Source organism: Acetobacterium fimetarium (assembly GCF_014284475.1).
GTDB lineage: Bacteria > Bacillota > Clostridia > Eubacteriales > Eubacteriaceae > Acetobacterium > Acetobacterium fimetarium.
Genome location: NZ_WJBC01000014.1, coordinates 39,731 through 65,392, shown reverse-complemented (window position 1 = coordinate 65,392; position 25,662 = coordinate 39,731). Strand labels below are relative to the sequence as shown.

General features: G+C 46.0%; 23 protein-coding genes. All 23 read left to right on the top strand.

Features of this window, described 5'->3' with window-relative positions; all coding sequences use genetic code 11:
* Positions 1–159: 159 nt before the first annotated feature.
* A complete protein-coding gene (locus GH808_RS10340) occupies positions 160–2,274 on the top strand; it encodes a chemotaxis protein CheA (RefSeq protein ID WP_186842712.1) in 2,115 nt (704 codons plus the stop codon).
* A 20-nt stretch (positions 2,275–2,294) separates the two neighbouring features.
* On the top strand, positions 2,295–3,107 hold the full coding sequence (locus tag GH808_RS10335; RefSeq protein ID WP_186842711.1) for a CheR family methyltransferase: 813 nt from the start codon (positions 2,295–2,297) through the stop codon (positions 3,105–3,107).
* Between the two features lie 78 nt (positions 3,108–3,185).
* Positions 3,186–5,075, top strand: coding sequence for a flagellar filament capping protein FliD (gene fliD / locus GH808_RS10330; protein WP_186842710.1), 1,890 nt, complete (start codon positions 3,186–3,188; stop codon positions 5,073–5,075).
* A gap of 24 nt (positions 5,076–5,099) precedes the next feature.
* Positions 5,100–5,492 (top strand): flagellar export chaperone FliS, encoded by a 393-nt coding sequence (locus tag GH808_RS10325; protein ID WP_186842709.1) that lies wholly within the window; start codon positions 5,100–5,102, stop codon positions 5,490–5,492.
* Positions 5,493–5,495: 3 nt separating this feature from the next.
* Entirely contained in the window at positions 5,496–5,891 is a 396-nt protein-coding gene (locus GH808_RS10320) for a hypothetical protein (RefSeq protein WP_186842708.1), read from the top strand.
* Between the two features lie 296 nt (positions 5,892–6,187).
* The gene (flgB, locus tag GH808_RS10315) at positions 6,188–6,583 is read left to right on the top strand and encodes a flagellar basal body rod protein FlgB (RefSeq protein WP_186842707.1); all 396 of its coding nucleotides are present in this window, start codon (positions 6,188–6,190) and stop codon (positions 6,581–6,583) included.
* A 5-nt stretch (positions 6,584–6,588) separates the two neighbouring features.
* The gene (gene flgC / locus GH808_RS10310; RefSeq protein WP_186842706.1) at positions 6,589–7,032 is read left to right on the top strand and encodes a flagellar basal body rod protein FlgC; all 444 of its coding nucleotides are present in this window, start codon (positions 6,589–6,591) and stop codon (positions 7,030–7,032) included.
* Between the two features lie 17 nt (positions 7,033–7,049).
* Positions 7,050–7,376, top strand: coding sequence for a flagellar hook-basal body complex protein FliE (fliE, locus tag GH808_RS10305; RefSeq protein WP_186842705.1), 327 nt, complete (start codon positions 7,050–7,052; stop codon positions 7,374–7,376).
* 232 nt (positions 7,377–7,608) lie between these two features.
* On the top strand, positions 7,609–9,192 hold the full coding sequence (gene fliF / locus GH808_RS10300; RefSeq protein ID WP_186842704.1) for a flagellar basal-body MS-ring/collar protein FliF: 1,584 nt from the start codon (positions 7,609–7,611) through the stop codon (positions 9,190–9,192).
* Between the two features lie 29 nt (positions 9,193–9,221).
* Entirely contained in the window at positions 9,222–10,226 is a 1,005-nt protein-coding gene (gene fliG / locus GH808_RS10295; RefSeq protein WP_186842703.1) for a flagellar motor switch protein FliG, read from the top strand.
* Positions 10,219–11,010, top strand: coding sequence for a FliH/SctL family protein (locus GH808_RS10290; protein WP_186842702.1), 792 nt, complete (start codon positions 10,219–10,221; stop codon positions 11,008–11,010). The genes fliG and GH808_RS10290 overlap by 8 nt, the downstream gene beginning before the upstream one ends.
* Before the next feature lie 13 nt (positions 11,011–11,023).
* Entirely contained in the window at positions 11,024–12,328 is a 1,305-nt protein-coding gene (gene fliI, locus GH808_RS10285; protein WP_186842701.1) for a flagellar protein export ATPase FliI, read from the top strand.
* Entirely contained in the window at positions 12,325–12,774 is a 450-nt protein-coding gene (locus GH808_RS10280) for a flagellar FliJ family protein (protein WP_186842700.1), read from the top strand. The genes fliI and GH808_RS10280 overlap by 4 nt, the downstream gene beginning before the upstream one ends.
* Positions 12,775–12,962: 188 nt before the next feature.
* Entirely contained in the window at positions 12,963–13,880 is a 918-nt protein-coding gene (gene trxB, locus GH808_RS10275; RefSeq protein WP_186842699.1) for a thioredoxin-disulfide reductase, read from the top strand.
* Positions 13,881–13,951: 71 nt separating this feature from the next.
* Positions 13,952–15,370: an RNA polymerase factor sigma-54 gene (gene rpoN, locus GH808_RS10270; protein WP_186842698.1), complete on the top strand. Its 1,419-nt coding sequence runs from the start codon at positions 13,952–13,954 to the stop codon at positions 15,368–15,370.
* A gap of 267 nt (positions 15,371–15,637) precedes the next feature.
* Complete coding sequence (locus tag GH808_RS10265; protein ID WP_311135779.1) at positions 15,638–16,699, top strand: sugar-binding transcriptional regulator; 1,062 nt, start codon at positions 15,638–15,640, stop codon at positions 16,697–16,699.
* A 56-nt stretch (positions 16,700–16,755) separates the two neighbouring features.
* A complete protein-coding gene (gene gap / locus GH808_RS10260; protein WP_186842697.1) occupies positions 16,756–17,760 on the top strand; it encodes a type I glyceraldehyde-3-phosphate dehydrogenase in 1,005 nt (334 codons plus the stop codon).
* A 91-nt stretch (positions 17,761–17,851) separates the two neighbouring features.
* Entirely contained in the window at positions 17,852–19,042 is a 1,191-nt protein-coding gene (locus GH808_RS10255) for a phosphoglycerate kinase (RefSeq protein WP_186842696.1), read from the top strand.
* 12 nt (positions 19,043–19,054) lie between these two features.
* Positions 19,055–19,792, top strand: a complete 738-nt coding sequence (gene tpiA / locus GH808_RS10250) for a triose-phosphate isomerase (RefSeq protein ID WP_186842695.1) — start codon at positions 19,055–19,057, stop codon at positions 19,790–19,792.
* A gap of 237 nt (positions 19,793–20,029) precedes the next feature.
* Complete coding sequence (gpmI, locus tag GH808_RS10245) at positions 20,030–21,565, top strand: 2,3-bisphosphoglycerate-independent phosphoglycerate mutase (RefSeq protein ID WP_186842694.1); 1,536 nt, start codon at positions 20,030–20,032, stop codon at positions 21,563–21,565.
* 69 nt (positions 21,566–21,634) lie between these two features.
* A complete protein-coding gene (gene secG, locus GH808_RS10240; protein ID WP_186842693.1) occupies positions 21,635–21,862 on the top strand; it encodes a preprotein translocase subunit SecG in 228 nt (75 codons plus the stop codon).
* A 357-nt stretch (positions 21,863–22,219) separates the two neighbouring features.
* The gene (locus tag GH808_RS10235; RefSeq protein ID WP_186842692.1) at positions 22,220–22,855 is read left to right on the top strand and encodes a hypothetical protein; all 636 of its coding nucleotides are present in this window, start codon (positions 22,220–22,222) and stop codon (positions 22,853–22,855) included.
* Positions 22,856–22,871: 16 nt separating this feature from the next.
* Positions 22,872–25,475 carry an ATP-dependent chaperone ClpB gene (gene clpB / locus GH808_RS10230; RefSeq protein WP_186842691.1) on the top strand — a complete coding sequence of 868 codons (2,604 nt, stop codon included), beginning with the start codon at positions 22,872–22,874 and terminating at the stop codon, positions 25,473–25,475.
* Positions 25,476–25,662: the final 187 nt, after the last annotated feature.

Sequence of the window (25,662 nt, the reverse complement as noted above, 5' to 3'; positions counted from 1 at the left end):
TCTGAAATAACTAACCTTTTTTTCTAATTTGACGATATAATAAATGAGATTTTATAAAAAAAATAGTAGATTTAACACAGAAATTCGATACAATAGTAGTATAACGCTTTAAGCAACGGTGTTGGTACGAAAAATTCATATAGATAAAGGATGGGGAAGATGAGTAATTATGATTCTGGAAATGATTCAATTTTAGAAATGTATATTTTTGAATCGGAAACACTACTTGATCAATTGGAAGAAATATTACTTCAATCTGAGGACAATGCGGAATTAACAGAGGAAGATATCAACGAGATCTTTCGTATTATGCATACCATAAAAGGGTCTTCAGCGATGATGGAATTTGAGGCAATGGCTCATTCCGCTCATAAATTGGAGGATCTGTTTTTTGTCATCAGAGAAGAAGGCATTCGAACAGAAGACTTTGAAGATTTGATGGATCTGGTTTTAAACTTTGCAACCTTCTTGCGAGGCGAAGTTGAAAAAATTCAGAACAACGAAGATTTACTGGATAAAAACGAGGAACTCATCGAAGAGACGGAGGCTTTTTTAAGTCGTATCAAAGGCGGCCCGCAGGATACAATCCTGGTAGATCAGACGGATGCGGAAGGCGGAATTTCTATTGATTTGTCCTTTGAAATGGGCGCGCCGGAAACAGCAATAGCGCAACCGGCGACATCTGCTGAAGAAGAGCCACCATCTGGTAACGAAACACTTTATTATCTGCATACGCGTTTTACCGAGGATTGCCAGATGGAAAATATCCGCGCTTTTATGCTCGTCAACAAGCTGGAATCGATCGGTAAAGTGTTGGAAACCATACCAAAGGTACTGAACAACAATCCTGAGGCGGCTGGCATCATTCTGAAAAATGGCTTTTTCTGCAAGCTGCTGACGGCTGCTGACAAAGATACCATCATCAGTACGGCAAACAGCATTCTGTCGGTTAAGACCCTGCAGTTTATCGATGCCTTCCCGGATGAAGAGTTAGAGACGAAAACGGTTGAAAAAGAAGCGGAGACGCCTGCTGGCGAAGCCGTACAGCCTGAAAAAAGCAAGGAAGCGGCCAAGAATAAACAAATTGCCAGCAGCAACAACGTCCAGAATTTAATCAGCGTCGATCTGAACAAACTGGATACGCTGATGAACCTGATCGGGGAAATCGTGATTACCGAATCCATGGTTTTGGGCAGTGTGAACCTGGATGAAGTGAAGGATGAAAATTTTGAGAAGACTTCTACTCAGCTTCAGAAACTGACCGATGAGCTGCAGGATATTGTCATGTCGATCCGGATGGTTCCGATTGCCGGGACCTTCAAAAAAATGAAGCGGATCGTCAGGGATACCGGCAAGAAGCTGTCGAAAGATGTCGAGTTCATCACCATGGGTGAAACCACAGAAGTCGACAAAACCATTATCGACGGGATCACCGATCCGCTGATGCATCTGGTCAGAAATTCCATGGATCATGGGATAGAAAGCAAGGAAGAAAGAATGGCCGTCGGAAAAAATCCGATCGGCAAAGTGATTCTGTCAGCGCAGAATGTCGGCGGTGATATCGTCATTTCGGTCAGTGATGATGGCAAGGGCTTGGACCCGGCAGTGCTTCTGAAAAAAGCGAAAGAAAAGAATCTTTTGACAAAACCGGAAGAAGAATACACAGAAAAAGAAATACTGAATTTAATCATGGCGCCGGGTTTTTCCACGAACAGTGTCGTCACTGAGCTTTCCGGCCGTGGCGTGGGGATGGATGTCGTCAAGAAGAATATCGAAAAAGTCGGCGGGTCCATCTCAATTGAAAGTGAAAAGGGATCGGGCACGAACACGTTCCTGAAAATACCGCTGACCTTATCGATCATTTCCGGAATGGAAATTCAGGTTGGGGACAGTCTCTACGAAATCCCGATCAGCAATATTCGCGAGTCCTTTAAAATCACATCCGATCAACTGATTAAGGATCCGGACAAAAATGAAATGGTGATGATCCGAGGGGTATGCTATCCGCTGATTCGTCTCCACGATATCTTCAATTCGGGGAAATGCGAAACCAGTATCGAGGATGGAACGCTGATGCTGGTGGATTCCGGCGAAACGTTTGCCTGCCTGTTTATGGATGATCTGATCCAGAAACATCAGATCGTGGTGAAGCCCATTCCGAAATATCTGAACCGCTATTCGGTTAAGGATTCCGGCATTGCGGGCTGTACCATATTGGGTAATGGCAGCATCAGCCTGATTGTCGATATTCCCAGTATTCTGGACCGGTACTAATTTAAGAAAGGCAATAAGAAATGATTAAGCTGAAGGAAGACGAATTTAACGCGATCACCTCTTATATCCATACCAATTACGGTGTCGATTTGCGCAAAAAAAGGCATCTGATCGAAGGCCGGTTGAGCAATCATATTGCTCAGCTCGGCTACACCAATTACATGGATTATTTTGAATATGTTAAAAGTGATAAAAATAATGAAGAAGCGACGGTGTTGATCAACAAACTGACCACCAACCATACCTATTTTTTACGGGAAAGCGAGCATTTTGATTACTACAAAAAGCATGTGCTGCCGTGGATCGAGGAAACGACAAAAACCAGGGACTTGCGGGTTTGGAGTGCCGGGTGTTCTTCCGGTCAGGAACCCTATACCCTTTCGATGATCACCCGCGACTATCTGAGCAGTAGTATCGGCTCCTGGGACAGCACAATTCTGGCGTCTGACATCTCGGACAAGGTGCTGTCGATTGCCAAATCGGGCGTCTATTCGAAGGAAGAACTTTCAAAGGTTCCGCTGGAATGGAAAAAGAAGTATTTTGTCGATTATGATGAGGAATTCATGCGGGTATCGGATGCTTTGCGCAAGGGTGTCGCTTACCGGAATTTCAATTTATTGTCCCGGTTTCAGTTTAAGAAACCTTTCCAGGCGATTTTCTGCCGCAACGTTATGATCTATTTTGACAAACCGACCAAAAATGAAATCGTGCGAAAATTCTATGATTCACTGTTGCCGGGCGGCTATTTCTTCATTGGCCAGAGCGAGTCGCTGGCTTCGGTTGATCATTCGTTCAAATACGTCCAGCCTTCGATTTACCAAAAAGAATACTAAAGTATTTCGGGAAAGCGACGATATTAATTATAACGATATAGAACGAAATATAACAAATTCAGTTTGGAGGGATAAAAAATGTCAACAGTAAGCTCAACATCATCAAGTACAGCTTCAACTTTAACAGGTAAGACCGGGATCGGCGGACTGGTTTCCGGTATGGACACTGATTCATTGGTTGAAAGTTTAACCACCGGATCCCGTACTAAAATTACAAAAGAAGAAGCAAAAGTCACAAAAATGGAATGGAAACAGACGGCCTACCGTGATGTTACCAAAGCGTTAAAAGAATTTCAGAGTAAGTATCTGGATGTTTTGTCCAGCAAAAATATGCGAAGTGATAAGCTGTTCAGCACGGTGGCAGCATCGACGACTTCTACAAACATTACCGCGACGGCAACAAATGCCGCCATGTCAGGCAGCATCACGATCAATTCAATCACGAAACTGGCTACAAAGGCGACGGTATCAAGTGCAGCAAAAATCTCCAAAGACCTGACTGGATCGGCGATTACAGTCGATAACAGTACGCTAGTGACCAATCTTTCCGGAAAATCGCTGAAGATGACATTGGATGGAACCGTTAAAACCATCACCTTCGATATCAGTGATACCAGTTTTAAAGCCGACGGCAGCAATTTTCTGACGGCCCTTCAGGAAAAGGTTACAGCGGCTTTTGGTAATAAGAGTGCTGATGTGCCGATTGTGCCGATGGTCAGAGTTGGCCTTACTGACGGCAAGTTAAGCTTTACTTCTGCTGACTCTGGTTCTCAGATCACGGTGAATGATCTCAGTTCAAAAACACCGGTTCTGGCTTCGCTGGGTATGACCAGTGGCCAGACTAATAAGCTGAGCACCGGTACCGCACTGGGGGATCTGCCCTTGAGAGGTCTTGATGCGAGCGCCCAGACCTTCAGTTTTTCTGTCAACTCGGTCGATTTTACGTTTAACCGGACCGATTCACTGTCAACCATCATGGGCCGCATCAATTCAAGCAGTGCCGGTGTCACCATGGGGTATTCTGCACTAACTGATAAATTTACCATGACCGCTGATGAAAGCGGCAGTACGGGGAACATCGTCATCAGTGATGCGAAGTCTGACGGCATCATGGCGGCCTTTGGCTTAAAAGATCGAACGGTCACTGCCGGGCAGAATGCCGAATTTATGGTTAATGGACAGTCCGTTACCCGGACGTCGAATTCCGTCACCGTTGATGGCGTGAAAATCGATTTGCTGAAGGAAACGAATGAAGCAAGCACGATTACCCTTAAAGAGGATACAACTACTTTAAAAGAGACAATCACGAGTTATGTGAATGATTATAATACACTGATTGATAAGATGAACAGCCTGGTCAAGGAAAAATATGATTCGGACTACCAGCCACTGACGGACGACCAGAAAAAAGATATGAGTGATACGGAAGTTGAACAGTGGGAGAAAAAAGCCAAGACCGGCCTGCTGACTGGAGACAGTACCATTAGAGGGATCACAGCAAAAATGCAGTCGCTGATGTACAGCTCGGCGGTAGCAGGCGGAATTTCTCTTTTCAATATGGGCATCACTTCGGCCGGCTATTCTGAAAACGGCAAGCTGAAAATTGATGAAACCAAACTGGATGCAGCACTGGCGTCGCAGACAACGGCGGTAAAAGAGCTTTTTACGTCGGAAAAAACAGGCTTGTCCAATCAGCTCAATGATATCATCAACGGAGCCTCAAAGACATCCGGGGTGAAGGGGACGCGAGGATCGCTTGTCGAACTGGCCGGCTATGAAGCGACACTTTCCAATACGGAAAACAGTATCACGACAAATATCACCAAAGCAAACAAGTCGATCAAAGAAATGAAAGCGAAACTTAAAGAGCAGGAAACCTATTACTGGAGTAAATTTACCGCCATGGAAACAGCGATTCAATCGCTGAATACTCAAAGCTCGATGTTAACATCATTCTCGGCAAGTTAAGCCTTTTAGAAAGGGGGAATTGTGATGCAGTACGCAAACGCATATGATGAGACAAAAAGACTCGCGTTGGAAATCTTATCCAAGGGTGACGTGGTCGTCAAGCTCTACGAAGAAGCTTCAAAACAGCTGAAGATGGCAGTTATTCTGACGGAACGCCAGGAATTTGTTAAAACGTTCAATTGTATTGCAAAATGTCAAAAGATTATTTCTTCATTGAATCTTTCTCTTGATATGCAATACCCGATTTCGATTGAGCTTAATGAATTATACGGGTTTATCTATGAGAAGTTGGGTGAAGCAAACGTCAATCGCGATGTTAAATTGATGAATGATCTGTTGTCTTTGATCAATGATCTTAAAGATTCTTTTAAGGAAGCGAATAAAATAAACAGTGCTTCAACCCCGCGGAGGCTGTAGTCAATGAATGATCAGACTAATCAGTTTTGCCGGGAGAAAATTCAGATTCTGAAAGAATATGTTTCCAAGGGTGAAGAACTGCTCAGCAATATTGAAAATTGGGAGTCTTTAGCTGGAATACTGGCCGAACGCGACGTTCTGATCGAAAAACTGCAGCAGCTGGAAACGCATTTCAAGCTGGAGAACAACGCGATTGCTTACAATGAGGAACAGAAAAGTCAGATTAATGAACTGATTAAACTCAACGCAGAGATCGATCAGGATATTGTCAGGCAGCTGCGTGAGGAACAGAAACAAACCATGCAGGATTTGAAAACAAATCGCACCAATCAGAAAATTGCGAGTTATGAAATCAGCATGACACCAAGCTACGGGGCTCATCTGGATACGAAAAAGTGATTTATAAAAAAACAGCTGAATTTCAGCTGTTTTTTTTATTTTCTTTAAATTTCGGATAAAGTCAACAATTGCGATTAATTTAATTGTTGTTTCACAAAATATATGATAATATAAACACTGGATATTGTATTGTTTTTTTAAATAAAAAATTAGTTGTATTTAAATGAATGTTTTTTATTGATAGACAACCGGATCAAGTAGATATAAATGAATGATATCAATAAAGATATAAGGGTATAAAGAGTAAGTAACTTAATTCAGTTATTTTTGTGTGAGCGTTTGTAAAGGAGTATAAAATGATAGGAGATTCGATCACGTCTGCTTTGTATGAAAAAGCGCTGAATGGCACCTGGCAGCGACAAAAAGCAATCAGTAACAACATTGCCAATTCGGAAACGCCGGGGTACAAGGCTGTTGCGGTTGATTTTGAAGATGAATTGAAATCTGAGATACAAAAAATTCAGACGACTTCCGCTTCGGCAGCCAGCAAAACAAAAAACATTGAAAGCATTGAAAACTCGCAGGTCAGCGTCTATTCCAGATCGTCATCAAGCAGACTGGATGAGAATAATGTTGATGTTGATTCGGAAAACATCGATATGACGAAGGCGCAACTGCAGTATTACTATTTGGTCCAAGGGGTAAGCGATTCTTACTCCAGATTGAAATACGCGATTAGCGGAGGGAAGTGATAGAAATGAGTTTTATGAGTTCTTTAAATATCTCGGGTTCAGGGATGACCGCACAAAAATTCAGACTGGATATTATTTCTCAGAATATTGCCAATGCTGAGGTGACCCGTACGGAAGACGGCACACCGTATCGCCGTCAGATGACGGTTCTCAATAGTGTGAACACCATCCCGACCGGTTCGTTTCGCGATGCGCTCAGTTCAGAGCTGAGCAATCAGAATGCCGGCGTGCAGGTTGGCGCTGTGGTGGAAGATCCTTCGGCCTTGGTGCCGGTTTATGATCCTTCCCATCCGGATGCAAATGCCGATGGCTATGTGATGTATCCCAATGTCAGCACCGCCCAGGAAATGGTCGATGCCATGGGAGCGAGCCGCGCTTATGAAGCGAATGTGACGGCTTTCAATGCGACCAAGGCGATCGCGTTAAAAGCTTTGGAAATCGGTAAATAAAAAGGAGAATTATTAATATGTTTATTGTTCCTATCGACTCAATTATTGGCGGCAGTATTGGTTCTGTCAGCAGCAGTTTGGGAGGCGCAGCAGCAGCTTCAGAGAGTGCTTCGGCAACTTCAACAAACAGTTTCAAAGATACCTTGCAGGGACTGCTTGACAATGTTGAAAAAACAGAGGCCCAGACGAAGGTCGATGCCTACAACTTATCCATCGGAAATATGGATGATCCATCTACGATGATGATGAATACTGCAAAAGCCGAGGTTGCCTTGCAGACCATGGTTCAGCTGCGAAACAAAGCACTGGATGCCTATTCATCGGTTATGAGTACAAGCCTGTAATATTGAAAAAGATTGAACATGATAACCAAAAATTGTGGTTGCAGCTTGAATGCTTGAATTTAAGAGCTGCCACAGTTTTTATTTATGCCCAGTCTATGAACCGAAGCGATGCCTGTGCATAACTGGCTTCCCGAGTGTGAACAACCGGGACGTGTGCAAATGTGTTTTTCCGGCTGTGCAGGATTAATGAGTGTGACTACGTCAAATTTATCTGGATGGAAGAAAAAATGTAATGAATGAACAAATTAAAAGTTTTTTAAATAAAATAAAGACATTATGGACAAGCACTTCAAAGAAAACGAAGCTGATTGTTTTTGGAGTCGTTGCACTGGTGCTGGTTGGATCGCTGGTGTTGACCGCCGTCTTGAATCATAAAACCTATGTGCCGCTTTTCGAGAACTTAACGGAATCGGAAACGACGGAAATCATGTCTGCGCTTGCGGACAAGAGCGTCGATGTGCGGCTTGATTCCAAAGGCAATATTACGGTGCCGGAGCAGGACGAAGCATCCGTCAGGATGCAGTTGGCATCAGCGGGTTATCCCAAAAATGGTTTGAGTTATTATGTGGTCCAGGATAACAATAGCATGCTTTCTACCGATTATGAAAGAAAGCAAAATGAAAATATGCAGCTGCAGGAAAGAATTGCGGCGAGCATCAAAACGCTGGACGGCGTCAGCGATGCGGTTGTCACGATTTCAGTGCCGACTGAAAATGTATTTTACTTGCAGGAGACGGAAAACACAACGGCTTCTGTCATTATTCATTTAGATAAGGGGGCCACACTGACCGAAAGCCAGGTTCTGGGAATCCAGAATTTGATCGCAAAGTCTGTTTCGGGCCTTTCAAAGGATAATATCGCATTAACTGATGGGGAAGGCAATGATCTGGTTAAAAGCGCTTCCACATTAGGCGGTGGCACTAACTCGAAAATTGAATTAACCTCAAAAGTTGAAGATGACATCAAGAAAAAAGTGAACAATGTGCTGGCTGGCCCCTATGATCCGGCGCAATATAAAATTTCGGTTACGGCGACTCTGAATACCGATTCGATGAAGAAGGAAACCACGGCTTACACGCCATCGGCGGATGGGGACAATACCGGGGTTGTCAATCAGGAATCGTCAACGATGAATGTGTCGGGAGGAACGACGACAACCGGCGGCGTTGCCGGCACAACCGGAAATACCGATGTGACCACCTATGCTCAAAATGCTAGGGCAAATGGCGGGACCGTCACCGGCATTACGGAAGACAAAACCTATTCAGTCAGTCAGGAAATCACCCAGACGGAAAAGACCGATGCGGCGATTCAGGCTGTTTCTATCGGGATTGCCATTGATCAGAAAGATCTGAATGCCACGGAACGCGAGAACCTTGTGCAGCTGGTGTCGTTTGCCGCGGGTGTGGCGCCGGAAAACGTCACGATTCGAAATTTCGAGTTTGCAGGCACAGAAGACAACGTAGAAGTGGAGCAGCAAGGCGGTCTGACCACACAAAACATCCTTGTTTTTGGCGGCATTGCCGGCGGGGTTCTGTTACTGCTGCTGATTCTGATGTTTATTCTGATGCGGGGCAGGAAGAAAAAGAAAGTCAAAGGTGAAGGCTTTGAGGCTTCTTTCGGTCCGGGTCAGGAAGCTGAAGCGGACGAGCTGTTTGCGGCGATGGCGGGTGAGGAAGGTTCGGCGGTGCCACCGATTGAACCGATTAAACCGCTGAAGGATGATAAAAAGGAAAAAGTCAAAGAATTCGCACAAATGAATCCGGAAATTGCGGCGCAGCTGTTTAAATCATGGCTGAAAAATGAGAGTGAATGAGTAGTGTTAAATAAAGGATGTCAACGAATATGGATGAAGGCTTAACACCAAGACAAAAAGCCGCTCAAGTGGTCATTTCCCTTGGCGCAGATATCGCTTCGAGTATCTACAAGCACTTGAGTGAAGATGAAATTGAGATACTAACTTATGAGATCACCCGACAGGGGAGTATTTCCCCGGATGTCTCCGATCAGGTTATCGATGAATTTTATGGCCTTTGCGTCGCCCAGAAGGTGTACGTCGAAGGTGGGGTCACCTATGCAAAGAATGTCCTCGAAAAGGCGTTTGGTGTCCAACAGGGAGGTGCCCTCTTAGAACGAGTGACCAAAACCCTGCGGACAAAAGCGTTTGAATTTATTCGAAAAGCTGATTACAAGAATCTGATGAATATGATTATTAATGAACATCCGCAGACCATAGCGCTGGTGTTATCTTATGCCCGAGCAGACCAGGCGTCGGCAGTCATTTCCGAATTGCCCAAAAGTATCCGGGTGGATGTTGTCGAGCGCATTGCCAAAATGGATCGAACCTCGCCGGAGATCATCAGACAGGTCGAAACCATTCTCGAACGGAAATTCGAATCCGTTGTTTCCTTTGATCTGCTTGAAGTCGGCGGTATTAATTATATTGCTGAAATCATGAACAACATCGATCGAGGAACTGAAAAATATATCTTTGATGAACTCAGTAAAAATGATGCCAAACTTTCTGAGGAAATCAGAAAGCGGATGTTTGTATTCGAAGACATCGTCATTCTGGATCCAATGTCAATTCAGCGATTCCTCCAGGAAATCGATACAAAAGAAATGGCTATTGCGCTTAAAGGTGCAAACAAGGGCGTTTCGGATATTATTTTCGAAAACATGTCCCAACGTATGGGCGACACCGTTAAGAGTGAGATGGAATACCTGCATAATGTCAGGGTGCGTGATGTTGAAGAAGCTCAACAAAAGATCGTGTCCGTGATCAGAAGACTGGAAGACGAAGGCGAAATTGTAACTTCCAAGGGCGGAAAGGACGAGATTATTGTCTAGTATTGTTAAGGCTAAATGGGTTACCCAGGAGATGGTATCCATAAAAAAACCGTCAGAAAACAATCTGCAGGACGAAAGAACAAGTGTTCAATCAGATGAGCAAACCCAGGAAAAGGATCAAATCGAACAGGCTCAGGCAAACGGGGAATTGACGCAGGCCCAGGAGAACCGGCTGAACGAATTCAAAAATGCCGAAGCGCTGCGAAAAGCCAATGACCTGGTCAAGAGTGCATTAAAAAGCAGCGAGGAGATCAAGCAGAAATCTGAGGAGCTTGGCTATCAAGAGGGCTATGCCACCGGTTATGATGAAGGGCTCCGGCTGGGACTGGAAGAAGGCCGCCAGGAAGGGCTCAGAGCGGCGGCCGCAGAAGCCGAGTTGGGACTGCAGGAGATCAGGGAAGTCATTGACTGTATGAACCAGGAGCGGCAGGTGGCGCTGGAAAGCCAGGAAGCGGATTTACTGGCAATTGCTTTTGAAATCTCAAGAAAAATAATGCGACAGCAGATTCAGGAGGACAATGATGTCTTTCTGAAAATTTTTGATGAGGTGATTCACGGCGATGATGTTGGACTGAAAATCTATTTGTCGGAGAGTCATAAAACCATCGATTTTCATGTAACCAAGGAAATCGTAGAAAAGATAAAAAAACTATCCAATAAATCCAAGGTGATCATCATGAGAGAAGATGATAAGATCATGGTGGAAACCGATGATGCGGTAATTGATATGAGTCTGCCAGTACAGCTTCAGCAGCTGAACAAAACAATTCAGGAAAATTCTTAGTTGGAGGCTTTAAATGGATAGAGCGAAGATTTGCAAAGCGATTCGTCGCGCTGAAACCTATCATTATTTTGGGAAAATTGAAAAGGTCGTCGGCATGATGATCGAATCGGTTGGACCGGAATGCAGCATCGGTGATTTGTGCAAAATATTTGATTCCAATGCGGAGAATTTTATTCTGGCGGAAGTGGTCGGATTCCGCGGCAATAAAGTGCTGCTGATGCCCTACGAAGAAGCGGATGGCATCAGTTTCGGGAATATTGTTGAACCAACCGGATCGACGCTTAAGATCGGTGTGTCTCAAAACATGATCGGCAGAGTCGTCAATGCAATGGGGGAACCCATTGATGGTGAAGGGCCGATTGAGGATTGCGTGCCCTATGAGATTCAGAGCAGCGGCGCTAATCCGCTGTCACGGCCGCCGATTGAAGAAGTTTTGGAATTTGGCGTCAAGGCTATCGACGGCTTGCTGACCATTGGCAAAGGACAGAGAATGGGAATCTTTGCTGGGAGCGGTGTTGGTAAAAGCACCCTCATGGGCATGATTGCCAGAAATGTAAAAACGCAGGTCAATGTGATTGCTCTGGTTGGCGAAAGAGGCCGAGAAGTGCGGCAGTTTCTGGAAAACGATCTGGGCAAAGAAGGGCTGGAACGATCGGTGCTCGTGGTTGCCACCTCTGATCAGCCGCCGATGCAGCGCATGAAATGTGCTCTGACGGCAACCACTATTGCGGAGTATTTCAAGGATCAGGGCAATGATGTGCTGCTGATGATGGACTCATTAACACGATTTGCCATGGCACAGCGGGAAATCGGTCTGGCTACGGGTGAACCGCCGGTTGCCAGGGGATACACACCGTCGATTTATGCCATGATGCCGAAGCTGCTTGAACGCAGCGGAAATTTCAATACCGGCTCGATCACCGGTATTTACACGGTTCTGGTCGAGGGCGATGATATGAACGAACCGGTGGCTGATACCGTCAGAGGGATCATTGACGGGCACATTGTGCTGTCCCGAAAAATTGCCTCCCGAAATCATTATCCGGCCATTGATGTTTTAAGCAGCGTCAGCCGGCTGATGTCCAATATTGCGGACAAGGATCAACTGGTAGCGGCCTCCAAAATGCGCAATATGATGTCGGTTTATGACACCAATTATGATCTAGTCAGTATTGGCGCGTATAAAAGCGGCAGTAATCCGGCCCTTGATGTCGCCATTAAAAAAATTGACGGAATCAATAAATTTCTGCAGCAGCAGGTACATGAAAAATGTCTGCTTGCGGAAAGTATTGAATCAATGAAGAAGGCTGTCTTATGAAAAAGTTTCAATTTCAGCTGGGAAAGCTTCTTTCCTACAAAGACCAGAACCTGGAAAATGAAATGATGATCATGGGCAGTCTGACCCGGCAGTTGAGTGAAGAAATGGATAAAATGCTGGATCTGGAAGATCAGCGGGATAAGTGCCAGGCGAATTATGAAAAAGATATGGCGGCCTCCATTACGCCCACCGCCTGTCAGGTTTACATTCATTATATGTCGTTTCTGAAGGAACAGATTGCGATCGTGGAAAAGAGAATCGACGTAATCACCGCGAAAATCGATCTTCAGATTGAAGTCGTGAAGAATCTGAAGCTGGAAACACGGTCGCTGGAAATTGTTAAAGAGAATCAATTTGACGAATACAAAAAAGAAATGCTCAAAGAGTCTGAAAAAGAAATCGAAGAGTTCATCAGCAACAGCAACCTGATCAAAAATCAGCGCTGATGGAAACGTTTGTTATTGAGAAAGATTGAAGATTCGAACAGTAGTAGTTTTGCTGTCGGTTTCCGCAATCAATTTGGTAACGTGTAGGCGAACAGTCGATAGACTGTCCGCCGTACAGTGTACAAATTGATTCGCGCAAACCGGCAACAAAACCAACGGTAGTAATTATACGAGTGAGAGGTGTTTTTATGAGTTATGATACGATAATAATCGGTGCGGGGCCGGCGGGCTTGTGTGCGGGGGTTTATGCGGCGCGGGGCGCACTGAAGGTGTTGATTATTGAAAAAGGCGGAATCGGCGGACAGATTGCAACCAGCTGGGATATCGAAAATTATCCGGGCGCCCCTGCCGGCAGTACCGGACCCAGTCTCACTGAACGGATGCGGGAACAGTGCGTGGCATTCGGGGTGGAGTTTTCGACGCGCACCTATCTCTCCTTTACCAAAACGGACAGCGGCTTCTTGGTCGAAACGGATTCTGGAACACTGGCGACTCAAACGCTGATTGTAGCCACCGGCGCCGAGCCCAAAATGATTGGCTGCAAAGGTGAAAAGGAATTGAGAGGCATGGGTGTGTCCTACTGTGCGACCTGCGATGCGAATTTTTTCCGCGGCCTGAAAGTTGCCGTCGTCGGTGGCGGCGATACGGCCCTGGAAGAGTCTTTGTATCTGACGAAATTCGCCAAAGAAGTGGTCATTATTCATCGTCGTGATGAGCTTCGGGGCGCCAAGATTCTGCAGCAGCGAATCCGGGACAATGAAAAGATCAGCATGATCCTGGATTCGGTGGTTGAGGAAATAAAGGGAAACGGTCTGGTTGAAGCGGTTGTCGTCAGAAACGTCAAGACTGGCGCAACCACAGAAGTTCCCTTTGACGGGGTATTTGTCTTTGTCGGCCAGAAACCAAACACGGAACCTTTTGTGGGCTACCTCGAACGGGATGCCAGGGATTACCTGATCACGGATGAAGAAATGCACACGAATATACCGGGAATATTTGCTGCCGGCGACGTGAGAAAAAAATCGCTAAGGCAGGTGGTGACGGCGGTCGCCGACGGCGCAATTGCGGCTGTCAATGTGATTAAATTTGTTGAAGAACTTAAGTAGCATATGATAAAATGAAGACCAACGAAAGTTGGTCTTTATTTTATTGGAAGAAATAACCAGGTGGTTAAAAAATGGATTTGAAATTTGATTTAAATATAAGCCAGAGTCAGAAACTGATCATGACGCAGGAAATGCGTCAGTCCATTGAAATTCTTCAGTTGACAGCAATTGAATTGAACAGTCTCATTGAAAACGAGATGCTGGAGAATCCGGTTCTGGAGCACAATGAGGATTCGCAGAAAGAAGCGGCTCCTGCTCATGAGGAGACGGTTAAAGAAGAAGTGTCGCAGAAAGAGGACGTGCGGTGGGATGAGTATTTTCAGAGCATGGAAGTTTCTGAATACCGGGGACAGGCGCAGAGCAGTCCTGATCCGGATGAAGAATACGGTTTTGAGAAATTCTCTTCGAATGCGCAGACCCTCAGCGAGTATCTGCACCTGCAGTTCGGACTGCTGGCACAGACACTGAGTGAAAAAGAAAGACTGGCCGGGGACTACCTGATTGACTGCATTGATGACAACGGCTATCTGATTGTTGATGAAAACTACATCATAGACATTCTGGGTGTGGATGAAGAACTGGTCGCCAGGGTGATCGAAATCATTCAGGGGTTTGATCCCGCCGGGGTCGGAGCGCGGAATATTGTAGAATGTCTGCTTATTCAGTTGCGCCAGATGGGCTATGATGATGATGAAGTCTTTCTCGACATCATCAGGAATCAGCTGATGGCGCTGGCGGAGAATCAATTTAAGCGCATTGCCCAGGCAACCGGGCTTTCAGTAGAAGAAGTCTATGAATTCAAGGAAGTCATCAAGACGCTCGAACCCAAACCGGGCCGTGAGTTTTCCTGTTTTGAGGGAGTCTCCTATGTGATTCCGGATGGAAGCATTGAAATCGTGGATGGGGAATTGGTGGTCAAAATCAATGAAGCAGCGGCACCACGGCTAAGGATCAACAATTACTACAGAAGTCTGCTGAAAAATTCGCAAAAAAACGATGAAATACGGGTATACCTTGAAAAGAAACTGGACGGTGCTAACTTTCTGATTAAAAGTATCGAGCAGCGACGGGACACGATTAAAAAAGTGATTGAGGCAATTGCCCAGTATCAGCGTAATTTCTTTTTTGAAGGCGTGGAGGAATTGCGGCCGCTGACCCTGAAGGCTGTTGCGGAGATGGTTGAGGTGCATGAATCAACGGTAAGCCGCGCCATTCATGGCAAATATATCCAAACGCCGAAGGGGACTTTTGCGCTGAAGTTTTTCTTCAAGCGTGGCTATGCCCAGGGCGATGAGGATAAGTCTTCCGATGCGATCAAGCGTTTCATCAAGGAAATGATCGGCGGCGAAGATAAGCAAAAGCCGTTGAGCGATCAGAAAATTTCGGAAATGCTGCAGGACAAAAATCTCAATGTGGCCAGGCGGACGGTTGCCAAATATCGGGAAGCGCTGATGATTCAACCATCATCCAAGCGAAAAGAATATCATTGAGACAGTAGTGAAAAAAGCGGCGGGTGTTCGTGAGCGGCACCTTTGGACAATTAAATAGCCAGTCGGCGTAAAATCATACCGGCCATTGCACGATTATGTTGCAGCCTGGGGGCAGCCCCGGTGCCTGCAACAAGTGGACAATTGGCCGGTATCGTTGTTTTTTGAGCGGCTCTTTTTTTAACTTGTTTTTATAATAGAGATGATGTATAATCAAAATGTCCCAGTGGGACAAAAGTGAGTATGCGTTTTCGAAGGAAAGGTGATTCTGTGACAAACCAAATAAAAATCAGCAAAGAAGTGATCGAGCTCCAGGAGCTTGTTGTGCCAGAAGTGAATCGTCTTATTGAAATGCGTTACAATATTTTGTCAACGATCAGCAGTGAGCAGCCCATTGGACGAAGAAATCTGGCTTTTGTTCTGGACATGAGCGAACGCCAGGTGCGAAATGAAATTGATTTTTTTCAGAAGCAAAAACTTGTTTCAGTCGAGCGGCAAGGGGTAGTAATTACAAAAGCAGGCGAAGAAGCGCTGCTGAAACTGAAGAATCTGCTCTATGCCTATAATGGCCTTGAACAACTGGAACAGGTGCTGATGGACAAGCTTCATTTACGCCGTGCAATCATTTGTCCCGGCGACATGGATATGAATTATGAAGTGCTTCGTTTTATGGGACGTTCCGGAGCAAAATATGTTTTATCCGTCATGAAGTACAAGGATACGCTGGCGCTCACCGGGGGCAGCTGCACCGCGGCTGTAGCCGACGAGATGCGGGAAGCCTTTTACCCGGATGTCTATGTGATTCCGGCCCGGGGCGGGATCGGAAAAAGCCATTCAACCCAGGCGAATAATGTCGTGGCGGAAATCGGGCTGAAGCTGCATTCAAATTATGAACTGCTGCATCTGCCGGACAATATCGACCAGCGTCTGCTGGAGGCTTTAAAAGACTATCCTGAAATCAAACGGGTTTTCGATAAGATGGATGAAATCGACATCTTTATTTTCGGACTGGGCCGTGCCGATGTACTGGCCGACTGGCGTAACCTGAATTCTGCCGATAAGCGGGAAATCCTGGAAAAAGGGGCGGTTGCCGAGGCCTTCGGTCACTATTTTGATATCAACGGAGAAGTTGTTTCGCCCTCAAGCACCATTGGTGTCGGCATTGAAAACTTCAAAAAGATCCCCCATACCATCGCTGTAGCCGGCGGTGTTTCGAAAGCGGAAGCAATTATTGCAATCAGCCGTGTGCGTGAGAATATGGTGCTGATCACCGATGAAAGTGCCGCCAGAGAAATTCTCGAAAAGTTGTCAACCCTGCCAGAAACAAACTAAATCGTCTTCTGGCTGAGTCATAGATTAAATATATATATTTTAAGGAGGCAGATAATATGTCTGTAAAAGTAGCAATTAATGGTTTTGGTAGAATCGGTCGTTTGTCATTTAGATTGATGGCGGATAATCCCGCATTTGATATCGTCGCGATCAACGATTTAACGGACGCAAAAACGTTAGCATACCTATTAAAATATGATAGTTCTCAGGGAAAATTCAAGGAAAATGCGATCGACGTCAAAGACGATGCCATCGTGGTTGATGGAAAATCAATAAAAATATTTGGTGAAAAAGATCCGGAAAACCTGCCATGGGGAAAACTGGGTGTGGATGTTGTGATTGAATCGACAGGATTCTTTACCGATCAGGCTGGTGCCGGAAAACACATCAAAGCGGGTGCTAAAAAGGTGATTGTATCGGCTCCGGCAAAAGGCGATGTCAAAACCATCGTCTTCAACGTCAACGATAATGTCCTGGATGGTACCGAAACCGTCATTAGCGGGGCTTCCTGCACGACCAACTGTCTGGCTCCTGTTGCCAAAGTACTCGACGATAATTTTGGCCTGGTCAGTGGTCTGATGACAACGGTTCATGGTTACACGAATGACCAGGTAACGCTTGACCGTCCGCATAAAGATCTGCGAAGAGGCCGTGCAGCTGCTCAGAACATCATTCCAACCTCTACCGGTGCGGCTGCTGCAGTCGGAAAAGTACTGCCTAAGTTAAACGGTCGATTAGACGGATTTGCCTTGCGGGTACCGGTTTTAACTGGTTCGCTGGTTGACCTGACCTGCGTGCTTGAAAAAGACGTCACCGCAGAAGAAATCAATGCCGCCATGAAAGCCGCCGCAAACGAAACATTAGGCTATAATGAAGCACCGATCGTATCAACTGACATTATTGGCATGTCCTACGGATCATTGTTCGATGCAACCTTAACCAAAGTCATGAATGTTGAGGGCGGAAAACAACAGGTGAAAATCATTTCCTGGTATGATAATGAAATGTCTTACACAGCACAATTAGTACGTTTAGTTAGTTTCGTGGCAACTCAAATCTAATAAAATCAAATAGAAACGAACAAAAACTTTCAGGAGCTTTTGCAGAATCTGCAACTGCTTCTGAATTTCTTTAAACGGAAAGGATAAAAAAATGAGTAAGAAAACCGTATCGGATATCGAATTAAAAGGAAAAAAAGTTTTAATGCGGGCGGATTTTAATGTTCCCTTGGATGAAAACGGCAGGATTACTGATGAAACCAGAATTGTGGCGGCTCTGCCGACCATCAATTATATTTTGGATCAGGGCGCCGCGCTGATTCTGATGTCGCATTTGGGACGGCCGAATAATGCCCCCGATCCTAAATACTCACTGGCTCCGGTAGCGGAAAAACTGTCCGAATTGTTGAAAAGAAAAGTTATTTTTGATGATGATCCGGTCGTGACCGGCTCGATCACCGTGGCCACGGCTTCGTCGCTAAAACCGGGAGATGTGCTGCTGCTTCAGAACACGCGTTTCCGTCCCGAAGAAAAGAAGAACAGTCCCGAATTTGCGCGAGAACTTGCAGATCTGGGCGATGTTTTTGTCAATGACGCCTTCGGAACAGCGCATCGGGCTCATGCCTCAACGGTTGGGATTGCGGAAATCCTGCCCGGGGTCTCCGGTTTCCTGATTCAAAAGGAACTGGATTTTATGGGAAAAGCGCTGGAAGCGCCGGCCCGGCCATTTGTCGCGATCCTGGGTGGGGCCAAGGTTTCGGATAAAATCGGCGTGATCAACAACCTGCTGGAAAAAGTGGATACGCTGATCATCGGCGGTGGCATGGCTTATACTTTCCTCAAAGCTCAGGGATATGGCATCGGAAAATCCCTGCTGGAAGAAGACAAGATCGGTCTGGCCAAAGAGCTGATGGCGAAAGCCAAGTCAAAAGGGGTACAGCTGCTGCTGCCGGTTGATGTGGTTGCCGCTGAGGCCTTTGCTGCCGACGCGCCCTATAAAACGGTCGATGTGACGACGATTCCGGATGGTTCAATGGGACTGGATATCGGTCCGGTGACGTCGGCAATATTTGAAAAAGCGATTCTGGCGGCGAAGACCGTGATCTGGAACGGACCGATGGGCGTGTTTGAAATGCCGGCATTTGCCAAAGGAACTGCAGCCGTTGCTAAAGCAATGGCAGAATCCGATGCGATTACCATCATCGGCGGCGGCGACTCGGCGGCAGCCGTGAAAATCCTCGGATTTGAAGACGGCATGAGCCATATTTCCACCGGCGGCGGCGCGTCGCTGGAATTCCTTGAAGGAAAAAAACTGCCGGGCATCGAAATTTTACAGGATCGATAAGGAGAGAAAAAAATGCGAAAACCAATAATTGCCGGAAACTGGAAAATGAATCATGACATTTTTGAAACGGAAACCTTGATCAATACGCTTTTGCCATTGGTGGCAGGCGCCGAAGCTGAAGTCGTTTTTTGTCCAACCTACCTTGGTCTTCAAAAAGCGGTTGAAATGACAAAAGACTCAAATGTAGGCATTGGGGCACAAAACATGCATTTTGAAAAGAATGGCGCCTTTACCGGTGAAATTTCTGGCGAGATGCTCACAGCCATTGGCGTGAAATATGCGATCATCGGTCACTCCGAAAGACGTCAGTATTTCAATGAAACCGATGAAGCCGTGAATCAGAAAGCAATCAAAGCGCTGTCGCTGGAAATCACCCCGATCGTCTGCTGCGGCGAAACCCTGGAAGAACGCGAAAGCGGAAAAGCCGAAGCCAAAGTGGTCGGACAGATCGAAGCAGGCCTGAAGAATATCGATGACATCACCAAAGTGGTGGTCGCCTATGAACCAATCTGGGCAATCGGAACCGGTAAAACAGCCAGCAAAGAAGAAGCCGATGAATCCTGCGGCTGGGTCAGAAAAACCATCGCCAAGATGTACGGCCCGGAAGCTGCCGAAAAAGTGCGCATTCAATACGGCGGCAGCGTCAATCCCGGCAACGTCAAAGAACTGATGGCCATGGAAAACATCGATGGTGCTCTGGTCGGCGGCGCCTCCCTCAAACCGACCTTTTCCGAAATTGTTAAATTCTGATTGGAGCTATAGAAAAACTGAATTTTTCAGAAAACTATAAGCAGCGAAGAGTTCGATGAATAATAGTAAGATAAAGAACAAACGCAGTACCGACAATTGTTACATCGTGTTGTCTGCATCATGGCGGACATCTCGAAGAGTGTCCGATTCTGCAGCATACAACTGATTAACAATTGGTCGGTACGGGTTTTACCAACAACCTGTAATAGAAAAATCGATTGAAAGGTGTGAGACACAATGAAAAAAAATTTAACTGCCCTCATTATTCTTGATGGCTATGGCTGTTCAGAATGTGAGGAGAAGGGTAATGCGGTTGAAGCAGCGAAAAGCCCCTTTCTCGATGCGTTTTACAAAGAAAATCCCCATACGCTGATCACGGCAAGCGGACTCGGGGTCGGACTGCCCGAAGGACAGATGGGTAATTCCGAAGTGGGTCATTTGAACCTCGGTGCCGGACGAGTCGTTTATCAGGAATTGACGCGAATCACCAAATCCATTGAAGACGGCGACTTCTTTGAAAATGAAGCCTTTCTTGCCGGGATCCGTTCGGCCAAGGAAAAGGCTGGCGCTTTGCATATCATGGGACTCTTGTCTGACGGCGGGGTTCACAGCCATGAACGCCATCTGTACGCACTGCTTAAACTGGCCAAGCAACAGGGACTCAGCCGGGTTTATGTGCATTGCCTGATGGATGGCCGGGATACGGCGCCGGACAGCGGCATCGGCCATATCAGAGCGCTGGAAGAAAAGATGGCGGAAATCGGCATTGGAAAAATCGCAACCGTGATTGGACGGTATTATGCGATGGATCGGGACAACCGCTGGGAGCGCGTGGAAAAAGCCTACGACGCGATGACAGCCGCAGCCGGGGAACATGCCAAATCGGCGCTGACAGTCATGGAAGAGACCTATGCGAAGGGCGTCACCGACGAGTTTATTCTGCCGACTGTCATCGACACAGATGAGGACAAGCGGATCAAGGCAGACGACAGCATTATCTTCTACAATTTCCGACCGGATCGCGCGCGGGAAATAACCCGGGCATTTATCGACCCGGATTTTAATGAGTTCAGCAGAAAAAGCGGATATTTGCCGGTGAAGTTCATTTCAATGACTCAGTATGATCAATCCTTTGAGAACATCGCCATCGCGTTTAAACCGCAGTCCGTTGACAATACCCTGGGCGAGTATCTCAGCAATCTGGGCGTCACGCAACTGCGAATCGCCGAAACGGAGAAATATGCCCATGTGACCTATTTCTTCAATGGTGGTCTGGAAAAGCAGTATCCGCTGGAAGACCGGATCCTGGTTCCCTCGCCGCATGTGGCGACCTATGATTTGAAACCGGAAATGAGCGCCTATGAAGTGGCACAGAAGGCGGTGGAAGCCGTTGAAAGCGAAAAATATCAGCTGATGGTGCTGAATTTTGCGAATGCCGATATGGTCGGACATACCGGCGTGTTTGAAGCCGCTGAAAAAGCGGTTGAAGCAGTGGATGCCTGTGCCCAAAAAGTGGTTCAGGCCATTTTGGAAAAAGGCGGCACGGTGCTGGTGACGGCGGACCATGGGAATGCTGAAAAAATGATCGACTATGAAACCAGTCAGCCCTTTACCGCCCATACCTGCAATAGAGTAAAATGCATCATCGCCGGCGCCGGCAAAATTTCATTGAGAAATGATGGCAAGCTGGCCGATGTCGCGCCGACCCTGCTTGATCTGATGGATATTCCCAAACCGGCAGAAATGACCGGCGAAACCCTGATTCAGCGATAAAATATTATTTGATCATCCGTGCTTTTTATGATATCATATCATGTACGATTATATACGGAGGTGATACCAATGAAAACAGCTTTACTGGTTATATTGATTATTTCAAGTATTGTTCTTGTTGCAGCAATACTCTTATCCCCAGGTAAGGCAGCAGGGATGTCCGGAGCCATCGCAGGTGGTGCTGAATCCTTATTTGGAAAGAAAAAAGCAAAAGGATTTGAAGGTTTCCTGGAAAAAACAACCAAAGTTTCGGGTGTTTTGTTTATGTTATCTGCATTTGTCTATTCGCTTTTATAGAATTTTCTGTATCAGCGTTCAGGAATGTAAAACACTTGAAATGGAATCATCTAAATTCAAATCATATAAAGTGTCGATAAACTTTTAAGGCCAATGATTAACCGTTGCTCGCAATGGCTGATCATTGGCTTTAAATTTTGGTTTATCGATGCTTTTTTTTGCGCCGCGGCGGCCATGGCAGTCTCAACCGACTTTGTCATGGCCTCTTTTTTGATTAGTCACCATCTGTTTGGGTATGAAATGGCTAGGAGAATTCTTAAAAACAACTAAAAAAAACATAAATTGATATTTGATTTATATAAATAGATTGACAAAACAATGAATTGGAATTATTATTTATATGAAAGGAGTGATGAAATGATAAAAAGTGTTTACAGCTTAATGCTATTTGACGAAATTGTTGAAAAAATCGATCAAATGGCCTATACCAGGAATACAAACCGCTCCCAACTAATCAACGATATACTGGCTGAAAAAATCGGCATGGTAACCCCGGAACAGAAAATCCAGAAAATACTTGAACAGCTCGATGTGAATTTCAGTGATACCCTGTCGGTTAGCCAAATCAACAAGAATTCAAGTATTCAATTCGGCAAGAGTCTCAAATACAAATACCGCCCGAAAGTCCGGTACAGTTACGAATTTATCAGCAGCGAGCGCGGAAAGTATGCGGTGCTGAAAATCAGTTCCCGGACAAAATCCGAAAATTTGAATGATCATTTTAATGAATTCTTCAATCTGATCACAACGATTGAAAAAGAGCAAAACGAAGATGCCGATTTAGCGGAAGCGCAGATCAATCATAAATTTGTGCGGGAATTCAAAGACGAGGGAGAATTGTCGCAGGATATTGAGACGGTGACAGAAAATCTGACCCGGTATCTGAAAATGATTGATCGTGCGATGAATGCTTACTTTTCAAGCATCGATGAACGAAAAAATAACATCAATTCTCTGTTAGAGGAGATTTATAAATATTATTACAAAAAGTAAAAAGAGGTAAAAAATCATGGATATGAATTTATTCACACAAAAATCACTGGAAGCGATCAAAACGTCAGAATTAATCGCCGGCGAAAACAACCACATGGAAATCGCGCCGGAACATTTATTGATGAGTCTGATTACTCAGGAAAATGGGGTCGTCGGCCGAATCATGGACCGCCTCGGCAAAAATCCTCATACCATTTCCGAGGAACTGCGCAGCGAAATCGCAAAAATGCCCAGCGTCTCCGGACCCGGTCGTGAACAGGGAAAAATATACATCAGCAGTGACACCGAAAAAGTTTTAAATGAGTCTTATAAACAAGCAAAAAAACTCGATGATCAGTACATCTCGGTGGAGTGTCTGTTGCTGGCCCTTTACAGTTTGGGAAAAAAATCCAAGGCGGTTGAGATTCTCGAGCGCTATGGCGTCACCAGGAGTGAAGTGGAAAAAGTGCTGAAAGAGGTGCGCGGCGGACAGCGGGTCGTTAATGATCACCCCGAAGTCACCTATGAAGCCTTGAATCAATACGGACATGATCTGGTCCAGGATGCCAGAGACAATAAACTAGATCCCGTCATCGGACGCGATTCGGAAATCCGCCATGCCATTCGAATCCTCAGCCGTAAAACCAAAAACAATCCCGTCCTCATCGGGGAACCGGGAGTCGGTAAAACAGCGATTGTCGAAGGGCTGGCAATGCGAATTGTCGCCGGCGATGTGCCCGAAGGACTCAAGAACAAACGCGTGATTGCACTGGATTTAGGCGCTCTGGTGGCCGGCGCAAAATATCGCGGTGAATTTGAAGAACGACTGAAAGCGGTACTGAAAGAAGTTGTCGACAGCAACGGCGAGATCATTCTGTTCATCGACGAGCTGCACAACATCGTCGGTGCGGGCAAAACCGAAGGCGCCATGGATGCCGGCAATATGTTAAAACCGATGCTGGCCAGAGGCGAACTGCATTGCATCGGCGCAACGACGCTGGATGAATATCGCCAGTATATCGAGAAAGATCCAGCCCTGGAAAGACGTTTTCAGCCGGTGCTGGTGGATGAACCAACGGTTGAAGATACGATTTCGATTCTCCGGGGACTTAAAGACACGTATGAACGGTATCATGGGGTTCAGATTCTTGACAATGCGCTGGTAGCCGCGGCCACTCTGTCCAACCGTTACATCTCGGACCGGTTTCTGCCGGACAAAGCCATCGACCTGATTGATGAGGCCTGCGCCAAAATTCGGACAGAAATGGATTCCATGCCGGAAGAAATGGATGAGGCCCGCCGGAAGATGATGCAGCTGGAAATTGAAGAGGTTGCCCTCAAAAAAGAAAAAGATACCCTGAGCAAGGAACGGCTGGAACGGCTGCAGAAGGAGCTGGCAGAATACAAAGAACGTTTCAATGCCATGAGCATGCAGTGGGATAATGAGAAAAAATCGGCGGATACGCTCAAATCCCTTCAGGAGGAACTGAACCAGCTGACCTACGAGCGTGAAAAAGCGATTCGTGAAGGGGATTACCGAAAAGCGTCGGAGCTGGAATATGGACTGATTCCTCAAAAAACAGCCAAAATCGAGGAAATTAAGAAGAAAACCGATGAGAAGGGTGAAGGCGACAGTTTAAAACGTGAAAAAGTGACCGAAGAAGAAATTGCCGAAATCATTTCCGACTGGACCAGTATCCCGCTGAGCAAACTGGTTTCCGGCGAACGCGAAAAGCTGCTGGGGCTGGAAGATACTCTTAAACAGCGCGTCATCGGCCAGGAAGAGCCGATTCAGAAGGTGGTTGATGCCATTATTCGCTCAAGAGCGGGCATCAAGAATCCCAACAGCCCGATCGGATCGTTCCTGTTCCTGGGACCAACCGGTGTCGGTAAAACCGAGCTGGCAAAGGCTGTGGCAGCCACCCTGTTCGATTCAGAGGATAATATGATCCGGATCGATATGAGTGAATACATGGAAAAATTCTCGGTATCGCGACTGATTGGAGCTCCTCCGGGATACGTTGGCTATGAAGAAGGTGGCCAGTTGACTGAGGCGGTCAGACGTAAACCGTACAGTGTCATCCTGCTGGATGAAATCGAAAAAGCCCACAAAGATGTGTTCAATATTCTGCTGCAGATTCTCGATGACGGCCGGATTACCGATTCGCAGGGAAGAACCGTTGATTTCAAAAACACCATCATCATCATGACTTCAAACATCGGGTCGGAGTATCTGCTGGAAGGGATTAATGCCTACGGCGAAATTACAGAAAAGACCGAAGCGGCAGTGATGGAACTGCTGAAGAATTATTTCCGACCGGAGTTCTTAAACCGCATCGATGAAATTGTTCTCTACAAACCATTGAACAAGGAAGCAATCGGAAAAATCGTCGAGCTGCTGCTGCAGGATCTGCAGAAGCGACTGGTGGAGCGACGCATTACTGTGTCACTGACACCAAAAGCCATCGAAACCATCATCGAGCTGGGCTTTGATCCGGCATACGGAGCGAGACCGCTCAAACGTTACCTTCAGAAATACATTGAAACGATGATCGGAAAAGAGATTATTCAGGGAAATGTTCATGAGGGCCAAACGTTGAGTATTGATGTCAATTCAAACGGCGACTTTTATCTTGCCTGACTAACGAAAAACCTGCATCGTAGTGCACCCGGCCTTGCCAAACAGCGGCAAGGCCGGGTGCTTTTTAGTTTCAGTGATTAACAAAATTTTACTAATTTCGACAGAAAAGAAGATTGCAGCCGCAAATAATATCCGTATTAAGCTGAATTTTTCAGATGATAACGAATTCATTTTTCGGCATCTTTGA